This window comes from Levilactobacillus cerevisiae (assembly GCF_003946245.1).
In the GTDB taxonomy this organism is placed as follows: domain Bacteria; phylum Bacillota; class Bacilli; order Lactobacillales; family Lactobacillaceae; genus Levilactobacillus; species Levilactobacillus cerevisiae.
The window spans coordinates 1-11,808 of record NZ_RHNN01000045.1 but is presented as its reverse complement, the minus strand read 5'-3'; the positions used below and the strand labels follow the sequence as shown (position 1 = coordinate 11,808).

Annotated in this window: 6 protein-coding genes and 2 pseudogenes; 6 read left to right on the top strand and 2 right to left on the bottom strand. The window is 41.8% G+C overall.

Annotation, left to right across the window (positions count from 1 at the left end; genetic code table 11):
• The first annotated feature begins 171 nt into the window (after positions 1-171).
• Positions 172-543: a hypothetical protein gene (locus EKM99_RS14840; RefSeq protein WP_125584143.1), complete on the top strand. Its 372-nt coding sequence runs from the start codon at positions 172-174 to the stop codon at positions 541-543.
• A gap of 608 nt (positions 544-1,151) precedes the next feature.
• Here the strand turns inward: EKM99_RS14840 and EKM99_RS14835 are convergent.
• Positions 1,152-2,690, bottom strand: a pseudogene (locus EKM99_RS14835) (IS1182 family transposase); the annotation flags it as partial.
• A 376-nt stretch (positions 2,691-3,066) separates the two neighbouring features.
• On the opposite strand from EKM99_RS14835, the gene EKM99_RS14830 reads away from it, so the two are divergent.
• From EKM99_RS14830 to EKM99_RS14810, 5 genes and pseudogenes are all read left to right on the top strand, one after another.
• Positions 3,067-7,401, top strand: a complete 4,335-nt coding sequence (locus EKM99_RS14830; protein ID WP_125584141.1) for a 2-hydroxyacyl-CoA dehydratase — start codon at positions 3,067-3,069, stop codon at positions 7,399-7,401.
• A 31-nt stretch (positions 7,402-7,432) separates the two neighbouring features.
• Positions 7,433-8,083: a TetR/AcrR family transcriptional regulator gene (locus EKM99_RS14825; protein WP_125584140.1), complete on the top strand. Its 651-nt coding sequence runs from the start codon at positions 7,433-7,435 to the stop codon at positions 8,081-8,083.
• 261 nt (positions 8,084-8,344) lie between these two features.
• Positions 8,345-9,568, top strand: coding sequence for an IS110 family RNA-guided transposase (locus EKM99_RS14820; protein ID WP_125584139.1), 1,224 nt, complete (start codon positions 8,345-8,347; stop codon positions 9,566-9,568).
• A gap of 436 nt (positions 9,569-10,004) precedes the next feature.
• Positions 10,005-10,889 (top strand): Ig-like domain-containing protein, encoded by an 885-nt coding sequence (locus EKM99_RS14815; protein ID WP_125584138.1) that lies wholly within the window; start codon positions 10,005-10,007, stop codon positions 10,887-10,889.
• A gap of 108 nt (positions 10,890-10,997) precedes the next feature.
• Positions 10,998-11,369, top strand: a pseudogene (locus EKM99_RS14810) (hypothetical protein); the annotation flags it as partial.
• On the opposite strand, the gene EKM99_RS14805 reads toward EKM99_RS14810, so the two are convergent.
• On the bottom strand, positions 11,359-11,637 hold the full coding sequence (locus EKM99_RS14805; RefSeq protein ID WP_125584136.1) for a hypothetical protein: 279 nt from the start codon (positions 11,635-11,637) through the stop codon (positions 11,359-11,361). The pseudogene EKM99_RS14810 and the gene EKM99_RS14805 sit on opposite strands and share 11 nt — an antisense overlap.
• Between the last annotated feature and the right edge of the window lie 171 nt (positions 11,638-11,808).

Below are 11,808 nucleotides of genomic sequence, written 5' to 3'. Positions count from 1 at the left end.
AATTAAAGCCAATCTGCGACCTATACCACTTCTTTTTTGGACAAGTTCACAATCAAAAAATAACGGAATGTGGAAGTGCCGCGGTGAATGTGGGTTACTTGGGATAAGCCGCATTATGTAAAGTAAAAAGTGGTATAGTTAATTTAACAATATCAGAAGGGGTGTTGTACATTGTTCAAGTGGATTAAGGCTAGTTCATTGTTGGTTGTTATAGCAGCGATGTTTATAGGATGGTATGTAATTAATCCAACTAATGCATCAGCGAACGGTATTTCAACCAATTGGATTATAGGGACATGGCATAATAAGCATTATACTTTTAAGATTACTCATAAAAAGATATTTGTTAAAAATCGGTATACAGATAAGATTAGACACTATAAAATACATTTTTTTGTAGATACTACTGATGTAGGGTACATTTCAACAGCAAAGGGAATTAACCATGGGTTTGCTGTTGAAGGAGTCAATAATAAATTACATATTTTTCGCTATAATAACTTTCCCCCATCAGCTAAAAACTGGATCTGGCTAAAGAAATAATAACCGTGAATATGTAAAGTAGAAATTGGTATATAGAAAAAAGACCATCCAAAGAAGAGCTGAGGGTACCTTCTTAGACGGTCTTTTTAACACTGTATCAGGATTACAGAAACTTCTCAATGATATAGATAAGAAGGGTAACCTAAGAACGCCACTGGAACACTTAATTGTAACTAATAAAATCAGTTGTTTTTGATGGATACATTAGGGTAGACGCAAGTTAAACAAGATCTAGGGGTCGCGTTTTGCGACGTCAGGTCAAAATAGACAAAATACCCTTTGGTATGAACATCTCCCCAAAGTTGGGGGCATCTTAAAAGATGTGCCCTGAATTAGGGCGGTGGTTTATCTTATATTTTAAAGCCGTGAGAGACGTTCTAAGACGTTTTAAAATAACTTGAATATAAATATACGTGAGTAAGATAGAATGGCTTAAAAGAGCTTATAATACATGCTCTAAAAAATCATTGGAGATAATATAGTATTTATCATAGTTGAAGCTGTGACATAAGTCATAAATCATAGCTTTCAAAAAAGACTTATCGAAGAAATCAGAATTGATTTCTCGATAAGCCTTTTTTCTGGTCAAAATTGGGATTTTATCCCCTGACTTTAACCATTTTTGCCATATTTAAGGCCATGATGACGATACCAGTTTCCTTAGTAACCTTCGCTAAACCACGGACCATAAATCTTTTGAACCCTAAATAAGCCTTCATTCTACCGAAGACTGGTTCTACATCTATTTTACGCCGGGCATACATTCCTGCTGTTTTTTCAGTAGTTAGTCTCTCTCGTTGCTGGGCTTTAAAGTACTCCCAACTGGGATTAACACTGATATATCGGGTTCGACCCGTTCTAGTTAAAGCCGCCCGGACAGATTGATGATCTGCATTGAATTTTTCCGCCCGATAGATTTTGAAATCACGCGTGACACCATTCTTGTCAGTGCGTGTACTGTAACGCTGAAAGTCGAATCTAACACCCTGTTGGTCAATATAATAGTCATCATCAGCGAAGTAATGCCAATTCATAACTTTACGATCATCAGACTGCCATTTACGACTTTGTTCTTTTAACATCGTTCCGTACGGAATGATGGCTTGATGACCCTCATAGTTATCTTCTATTGTGCGGTAATTAGCTTCTGATCCATAACCAGCATCGGCTACGATGTTCTCAGCTAACTTGTTGGTATTTGATAGGGTATTTAGGAATGGAATCAAAGTTTTCGTATCGGTTGGACGCTGAAATAAACCAAAGCCTAGCACGAATTGATTATTGGTAGCGATTTGTAAATTATAAGCTGGCTTCAATTGACCATTCATCATCGGATCTTCTTTGACGCGCATAAAGGTGCTATCCTGGTCGGTTTTTGAATAGCTATTACGGTCACCAAAGGTTTCCATCTGACTCTGATGTTCAATCATTTTCACTTTACGCTGGATTAATTGCCGTTTGATTTTTTTAATATGCCGTCTTGATTGCTTAGCTGGATTGGGCGATAGTTTGGGCTGTTGTTCAATTTCCTTATTCAATTTATCGAGTCGATCTTCAAGCCGGGTGATCACCTCGTCCATCATTTCGAGTGTTAAATTAGTCCCCTCAGGAACGAAAGCTGCGCCGTAGGCTTGCTTAATTTCAGCCAAAATATTTTGAATTGCCTCCCGATTCATCTGGTCAAACCGCATGGTGTTCTTGCGCCAGACAAAACTATATTTATTGGCATCAGCTAAAATCTTGGTGCCGTCAATAAAGGTGACGTCATCAATTAAATTTTGACGACGCAAGTAGTCAACCAGCTGGTCTAACCCGTCATGGATCAAAGTTTCCAGTTCATCGGAAATCCGAAAACGGCAGATGGTGCGATAAGTGGGCATCTGTTCCTGAGTCAGCCAGCGAGCCGTTAAATTTTCAACCGCGAAGGTTTCAATTCGGCGACTGCTAAAGACACCACGAGTGTATGCGAAAAGAACCAGCTTCATCATGGCACCCAAATCATATTCTCGAGGACGACCGAATAGGTAATGCTCCTTGATTGAGAGTGACTCAACCAGTTCATTAATATAGTAAGCCGGATTATCTTTTTGAACGGTATAGTCAGTAGTTAGCGGTAAAATTGTTTGATCCATGTTATAATTTGTCATGTTGGATTGTCCTTTCGAGGATGATTTCTGAGTATCGGGTGCGACCGGTACTCTTTTTTTCTGTCATTATATCAAAAAAGCAGGTAGCTAAAAATCATTGGATTTTTAACTACCTGCTTTTGAATTAAGAGACTTATGTCACAGCCTCATTTTTTGTTAGGAATAATATTCCGGTAATATTCCGCTAAATAATTCCACCTTATCTACCTATAAAGTTAATAATTGCATATGCTATTGAAACTGTTGCCATCCATGGGTTACTCTAAGTGAGTAGTCACTTTACTTTTTAAGTGGAGGGTATTTAATCGGTAGATAAATAAGCGAACAGGCTCCGGCCCTCGCAACCTGTTTTAAGAGATAAGGAGAGGTGAGAGAAATGGCACAGACAAAGTATTTTGGCGGTATTGATGTTGGTTCAACCACGGTCAAACTCGTGGTCATGGATCAAAACAACCAAACCGTCTTCGCGCGGTATGAGCGTCACTACTCAGACGTTAAAGCGGCCAGTGAAAAGATTTTGCGAGAAGCAATTTCTGAGCTGGGAGCTGATGTCAAAATTGCTTGCACAATTACGGGGTCAGGCGGTATTGGGCTGGCTAATTTACTTCAATTGAAGTTTATTCAAGAAGTGATTGCCTGCACGAAGACGGTGGAAACACTGATTCCGCAGACTGACGTGGCCATTGAGCTGGGTGGTGAAGACGCTAAGATCACTTTCTTTGGCGATTCCTTGGAACAACGCATGAACGGTAGCTGTGCCGGTGGTACCGGAGCATTTATCGATCAAATGGCGACCTTGCTCAAAACGGATGCTAACGGCTTAAACGTTATGGCTAAGGATGCCGAGACGATTTATCCCATTGCCAGCCGTTGTGGGGTGTTTGCTAAAACCGACGTTCAGCCGCTGATCAACGATGGTGCTAAAAAGGCCGATATTGCGGCTTCCATTTTCCAAGCCGTGGTCAACCAAACGATTTCGGGGTTGGCTGCCGGCCATAAAATTCGCGGCAACGTGGCTTTCTTAGGCGGTCCCTTATATTTTATGGATCAACTGCGCTACCGCTTCATTGAAACGTTACAACTGAAGCCGGAACAAGTCGTTTTCCCAGAAGATCCGCAGCTGTTTGTGGCTAAGGGGGCTGCACTGTACGCCTCTGATCAACCGGAAACGACACTGGGAAAATTGCTGGATCAATTACGTAACGGTGACGATTCCGGGATGCACCCCAGTTCTTCTTTGAAGCCGTTATTTGAAGACGACGATGAATTGCAGGAATTCCGTAAACGTCACGCCCAGGCCAAGGTTGAGACCCGTGACTTGGCGACTTATCAGGGCGTTGCCTTCCTAGGCATCGATGCGGGATCAACCACCACCAAAGTGGCACTGATGAGCGACGATAATAAGATTCTTTACACTTATTACGATAATAACGATGGTGATCCGCTGGAGAAAACCAAGATGATCCTCCGGGATATGTACAGTAAAATTCCGGCAGGCGTGACGATCGGCAAAGCGGCCGTTACCGGTTATGGCGAACACCTGATTAAAAATGCCTTGATGGTCGATATCGGTGAAGTGGAAACCGTTGCCCACTACAAGGCTGCTCACTACTTCGATCCAGAGGTTGATTTCATTTTAGATATCGGCGGTCAGGACATGAAAGCCATGACCATTAAAAATGACGCCTTATCGACGATTAAGCTTAACGAAGCCTGTTCATCCGGCTGCGGTTCCTTCCTGGAAACCTTTGCCACTTCATTAAATTACAAAATCGAAGACTTCGCTCAGGCGGCTTTGCTGGCAAAGCACCCTTCAGATTTGGGATCACGCTGCACGGTCTTTATGAACTCGAAGGTTAAGCAGGTTCAAAAAGAAGGTGCCACGATCGGCGACATTGCCGCTGGACTTTCCGTTTCGATCATTAAGAACGCCCTGTTTAAAGTGATTAAAATGCGTCAGGTAGACGATATGGGCCGCCACATCGTCTGCCAAGGCGGGACTTTTTATAACGAAGCGGTGCTGCGGGCCTTTGAAAAAATTGCTGGGACTCATGTGGTTCGGCCAAACATTGCCGGGTTGATGGGCGCGTACGGTGCTGCCCTGATTGCCAAGGAAGGTTACAAGACCGGTGATCAAACCACGTTGCTCTCCGTTGATCAAATGGATCATTTAAGCTTCAACAAAGAATACATGCATTGCGGCGCTTGTGAAAACAACTGTGCTTTGACCATCACCGTCTTCAATGACGGCCGGCGATTCGTTACGGGTAACCGCTGTGAACGTGGTGAAGCCCGTGGAATGAAGCAGCGGGTACCAAAGGATAACGGCAAGATCAACTTAGTTGCCGAAAAGTACAAGCTGCTCTTTAGCTATCGGCCACTGCGTAAAAAGTTAGCTTATCGGGGTACTATTGGAATCCCGCGGGTGCTGAACATGTACGAAAATTACCCGTTGTGGCAAACGTTCTTCCGCAACCTGGGCATTCGCGCGCAGCTGTCGCCTAAAGGAAATGCTAAACAGTATGAAAAGGGCATGGAGACGATTCCTTCCGATACGGTCTGTTACCCGGCTAAGCAAGTTCACGGTCATATTCAAGCCTTGATTGACGGGGGCTACAAGACGATTTTTTATCCAGCAGTGGTCTACGAAGTCGCCGAAAATAAAGCGGCGGATAATCACTTCAACTGCCCGATCGTGCAGTCTTATCCGAACGTCATCCGTAATAACGTGGACGAAATTACTTCTGGCAAAGTGGACTTGATTTCACCATACTTGAATTTAGCCGATAAAAAAGGCACCACTGATAACCTGGTTGATGCCCTGAGCAAGTTTGATATTAGCCGTTCCGAAATTAAGACGGCCCTTGAAGCGGGTTATAAAGCGCTGGAAGACTTTAAGCAGAAAATTCGTGACCGCGGTGAAGATACCATGCGGATGCTGATGACCACCGGTGAACACGGTATTGTACTAGCGGGTCGACCATACCATCTGGATCCGCAGGTTAACCACGGGATTTCCCAAATCATGACGGCTGAAGGCTTCCACGTGCTGACTGAAGATTCCATCGCCCATTTAGGCGACGTTAAAGGCCTGCGGGTGGTCAATCAATGGGTTTACCACTCACGGCTGTACGCAGCTGCCAGAGTGGCTGCCAAGACCCCTCAACTGGAATTCGTGCAGCTTAATTCCTTTGGCTGCGGGATTGATGCTATTGATACTGATCAGGTTGAAGAAATTATGAATCAGTACAACCGGCTATATACGTCACTGAAGATCGATGAGGGCACCAATATGGGTGCGATTAGGATCAGATTACGGTCTCTGAAAGCCGCTGTTAAGGAACGGCAAAACCGGAAGATCTTGCCAATGAAACTGCACGATAGTCCTAAACCGGTGGACTTTACGCCAGAAATGCACAAAAAGGGTTACACGCTGCTCCTGCCGATGATGTCGCCAATTCATCAGCATGGACTGGTTGACGTGGCGTTAAAGGCTTCAGGTTACAACGTGGTCAACCTGCCAATGAACGACCGCAAGTCAGTGGATGTGGGCCAAAAATTCGTTAACAACGATGCTTGCTACCCGGCAATCATCTCTATCGGCCAAATGGTGGAAGCTTTCCAGAGCGGTAAGTATGACGTGGACCATACGGCTGTCATGATGACTCAGACCGGTGGCGGCTGCCGGGCAACGAACTACATTCCGTTGATCCGTAAAGCCCTGAAAGACGCTGGCTTTGGTCAAGTACCCGTTGTGTCACTGTCACTGGGAAACCAGGGTGTGGAAGAGACACCAGGGTTTAAGATGACCCTGCCGCTGCTCCGACGGGTTGCCATTGCCTTTCTGTATGGTGATTTGTTTGAAAAGGTGGTTTACCGTACCCGGCCATACGAAACGACTCCTGGTCAGATCGATCAGATGCACGAAGACTGGCTCAAATTGGTTCGGCCTTCCATCGAAAAGGGCAGTTTCAAAGAATTTAAACGAAACGTCAACGAAATCGTTCAGGACTTCGACACCGTTAAGCTCAACGAAGTGCGTAAGCCGAAAGTTGGTTTAGTGGGTGAGATCCTGGTGAAGTATTCACCAATTGCCAACAACAACGTTGTGCGTCTGCTGGAAAAAGAGGGTGCTGAAGCGGTCGTTCCGGACATTGTCGGTTTTATGAACTATTCGCTATATAACCAGATCTACAAGTACCAGCACCTTGGTGCGTCTGCCAAGGCAAAGTGGTTTGCAGAATTTGCGATGCAAGTGATTAAATGGTGTGAACAGCCAATGCAAAAGGCCTTTGAAGCTTCGAAACGGTTTGAGCCAAGTGAAGCCATCAAGGAAGTCGCTGACGATGCCAGCAGGATTCTGTCACTTGGGAATCAAACCGGTGAAGGCTGGTTCTTGACTGGTGAAATGATTGAACTGCTGAAGAGCGGCGTACCGAACATCATCTGTATGCAACCGTTCGGCTGCCTGCCAAACCACATTGTAGGGAAGGGAATGATCAAGGAGCTTCGGCGTCAATTCAAAGGTGCCAATATTTCGCCAATTGATTATGATCCGGGTACTTCCGTGGTCAACCAGTTGAACCGGATTCGGCTGATGCTCGCCACGGCCAATAAGAAGTTAGCCGCCGAAACGACTAAATTCACAGAAAATCAGCAAGTTGCACAAACACAACCGTCAAAAATCAGCAGTACCGTTAGTGGTCGGTAAATAAAAAGACAGATTAAAATGGGGAAATGCAATGAAACATACTGATGTGGAAACGTTGTTTGCCAACAATATTAAAACGACCAGTTTATCGGCAAAGCAACGGAAAGTTTTACAAGCGAGTTTAACGCTATTTGCTCAAAAGGGTTATGAGAATACCAGTACGCTTGATATTGCTCATTTAGCTGGGGTGTCTGAAGGGACCGTTTTTAAACATTTCAAAACGAAGGATGGCTTGCGTCAAGCAATTTTGAAGCCATTTATTCATGATATTTTTCCCAAAGTGGCAGGTGAATTTTTAGTCACGTTGCACCAGAACCCCTTTGAGAACTTCGAATCGTTTTTAAGGTATGCCGTTAAAGACCGCATGGTTTACGCAATGGATAACCGGCAAGAAATGAAGATCTTTATTCAAGAAATGGTTAAGGATCCGTCGATTATGACCAGTTTGACCAAGCGACTGAGCAAGCTGCTGCAAAGCGGTGTTGATTCCCTGTTCCGTGAGTATAAGGAACGCGGGGAGCTGGTGGATTGGGATTCCATGCGGATCGTTCGAATGGCCAGCGGCGTGATCGTGGGTTATTTGATTCCCAACATCATCATGAGCGATACCCCGTTAGACATCGATAAGACCACGGATGAAGTGTGTGAATTCTTGTTGGATGGGTTGAAACCTAGAAACTAATCAGGAACTAAAACAATCTAAGATTAGTTCTGATATTAATCGATGAAAATCGATTGATATCAGAACTTTTTGTTTACACTGAAAGTGAAGCTAAGGCCGCACATACTCTCTGGGACTTCGAGTCCGTATTTCAAAATGGCATCTAACACTTTCATGGCGCAAATATGGTTTAAGATTGAGGACCTGCGAGGCCGTGTTTAGGAAATGATTTGACACTGTGAAAGAGTTGGAAACTTCAAAAATTGATAAGGAAGCGATACTTTGTCTGATGTAATCGCATTAGATGTCTCAAAAAATCATAGTTACGTGGTTTGGTATCGAGACCGGCAGTGTCTCGATGAATTTGACTGTCCGCATAATCAACCTGGATTTAAGCATCTAAAAAAGGTTATTGATGCAGCTAATGAACCCGTCGTTTATTTTGAAGCGACTGGCGTTTATTCACGTCCAGTTGCGCGTTTCTGTCAAGATAATCATGTCTTGTATGCTTGTTTAAATCCTTTAGAACTCCACCTACACTCTGAAAGTTTGCGGCGAGTAAAAACTGACTCATTAGATGCTCATAAGATTGCCCGTTCAGTTGTAGAAAACCACTATCGTTTAACCAAAACTGGGACCGACTCATATCAAAAATTACATGAGTTAACGCGCTTTTGTAAACAGGTGACCAACGATATCAAGCTTAAACAGGTGAAATTGTATACTGCACTTCAACAGACATTTCCGGAAGAAGAACAACTTTTTACTAGTCGTGTTTCGCAATTAGCCCTTAATGTGATTTGGCTTTACCCACATCCTGATTTTGTTAAAGGCTTGTCGCGGACGCGACTTAAAAATCAGCTCATTACTAATACTGATAAAAATCTATCTAAAGCCAAAGGACTTAAGTATGCAGAAAAGTTACTCGAATTCACGCGACTTAGCTATCCAGCGACGAATGCTGACAGTATCCAAGTGGAAGAAGTTCGCTACTATTGCCAGCAGTTGACGGCATTGACTCAAGAAAAAGCCACGCTGACCAAGCAACTTAAGTTACTTGCCCAACCACTGCCAGCTTTTAATATCTACACCTCTATGCCAGGAATTGGCGACCTAACGGCTGCCCAATTACTTGGTGAAATCGGTGATATCACCCGGTTTGATAATGCTAACCAAATCAATGCCTTTATCGGAATTGATTTAAATCGCTATCAATCTGGTGGTTATCAGCGACAGGATCATATTAATAAGCGTGGCGATCCATACGGCAGAGCGTTAGTTTACATGCTTGTTCGTAATATGATTCGTCAAAAAGCAGCTGCACCTAACCACATTGTTGATTATTATTATCGACTAAAAAAACGACCCATCCCGAAAAGGGATAAGGTCGCTGTAGTTGCCTGCATGAACCGGACACTGAAATGTCTTTACGCTATGGTCTTAACAGGCACAAAGTATCATTACGATACGCGGACTCGAAGTCCATTAATTAACACGGAGTCTTAAGCTCCGACAACTGTATAATAGTTCAATCCACACTCATTTTAAAGGTAATGTAGTGAGGTCTATTTAGTTTACTTAAAATTTGTTGACCGCTTGCAGCCCCCCTAATATGGGTTATAGATCTAACCATGTATAAACTGCTAACATATTTAACCCTTGACTAATCGTAGGAAAGAGAGTGTGACACAACTCGGTAGATTCCAGAATTTAACGCAAAAAAACGTATTCCGTCGAACTTTGTCGGAATACGCTTTTTTTGTGTTAAATGGCCGGAATCTGAGTTGTGGCGCAGGTTTAGACTAGATTAAAGTGTTGAGCAAAAGCAAACTTTAAATTGTCTTTAAGTCAAGAAACCAAATGAAATTTTCATCAATATAGACTTATGTCACAGCTTCAACTATGATAAAAAATAATTTTGACGAGTGTCGGATTAAGCGCATTGTTGTTAAGCAGCCCTGTGCTTGCCAAGTCTAATCACGTTAGTTTGAAGGTAAATCCAATTACAGGTAATCAAACGAGTGTTAATGGTAAAACTACTAAATTAGCAACTATTAAGGTCTTACATAATAAGGCTTTATTAGGTAAGGGTATAGCTTCTAAAAGGGGTACTTTTAAAATAACTCTTAAAGCGCCAATTAAAAATGGTTGGAAGTATACAATTCAAGCTACAAAAAAGGGCTTTGCAGCTAAAAAATATACTGTTACGGCTTTATATGCTTCTACAAAAGCAGATAAAGCTCATTATCAAGATGAAATTCACGACTTGCAGAATATGATTGTAAGTTTACAATCGCAATTAAATGATTTAAAAAATAAACAAAGTACTACGACAGTAGTTAATTCAGATAATGCGCAAACTGCTAATACTTGGTTAGCTTATCAGAAACAAATAAATGCTTTAAAGGATCGAAAGTCTTCGATAAATAATCAATTAGAAGACCAACTTCATGCAGACGATGAGGGCCCATTACTTGCTGCTCAAGCTGACGTTCGTTTTTATGAGCATACCAATTTAAGTGATTTGAATGATTATCTTAAAAATAGTCAAAATGCAGTAATTGCGGATAAAAAGCTCTTAGCGCAAGATCCAAATGACTACATAGCTCTTGAAAATCTACAAACAGACGAAGAGGAAGTAAGCGAAAAACAAAAAGATATAAATACTTTTAGTGAAATAAGTTCTGAAGGTGTAGACACTTATTTAAAAAATGCTAAAACTGAGCAAAGTGAATTTGATAAATTAAATTCAGAGTCAAAATCCCTTGATGAACAAATCGATGAATTACAACGAAAACAAGCAGCAGTATTAAATTCCTTGTCTTAGTCATTATTATTTAGAGTAAGTCACCGTATTCATTAGAATATGGTGTTTTTTGTTATAATAAAAATTTATTATGAACACATTTACTATAAAAAACAGAGAGCGTAAAATAAATCGGCTTATATCAAGCAACAATATTATCCGATTCAAGATTGGCAATCCGCTGGGTTGAAGAAACCTTCCTGGGTCGATCTCGGTAATATTTATCGCTTTCCCAAAGCCGGGCTAAAGTTTAAAGAAATCGGTCATTTAAGTAAGCTAGATCAAAATAAAATTTTAGATTTTACGCTTGACCTAAAATCAAAAAGAAGAGGTAAGGGTCAAAAGATAATTCAACAGCGATCAAGTAAAAGGAAGCACAAAGAAAGTAAAGTAGAGCTTACACAAAGAATTCAAAAACAGTTAAAATACTTTGCTAAATACAATCCAGAAATTAAGCCAAAAAACAATCCTGAAAATAAAAACGATCGGCCTAGTTATTAGGTTGATCTTTTTTTAATTTATCCGGTTTATGGGCGTTGACATAGTCAGCGAATGTTTTTAAAAGTTCTTCGGTTTGTTCGACCGAGAGGTTATTAGCTTGAAAGTACTTTTCTAATAAAGCCCCTTTTTGAATTAATCGGCGAGAACGGGCTTTTCGTGCTTGTCGATTTTCATAATACTTAGATTGGCGTAACTTAAAATCTTCCCGCTCAATTTTTTGTTTTAAACGCGCTTGTTGTTCAATTAGTTTTTCATATTGATTAGGCATGGAATTCCCCATCTCCTATGACTAATGATCTACGGACTTTTCCTTTAAAAACTCGGATACTTTTTTGGATAAGGACTTGATATTGTCATTAGATAAATTAGCATAATCTAAATTGGCTTGACTGATGATTTGTTTACCTAGCCGTTGTTCAATCTTATTTTTTTCGTCCTT

Bases quoted from the DNA above. Each gene is read 5' to 3' on its own strand.
- EKM99_RS14805 (WP_125584136.1), bottom strand. From the start codon at position 11,637: ATGCCTAATCAATATGAAAAACTAATTGAACAACAAGCGCGTTTAAAA.
- EKM99_RS14830 (WP_125584141.1), top strand. From the start codon at position 3,067: ATGGCACAGACAAAGTATTTTGGCGGTATTGATGTTGGTTCAACCACG.
- EKM99_RS14825 (WP_125584140.1), top strand. From the start codon at position 7,433: ATGAAACATACTGATGTGGAAACGTTGTTTGCCAACAATATTAAAACG.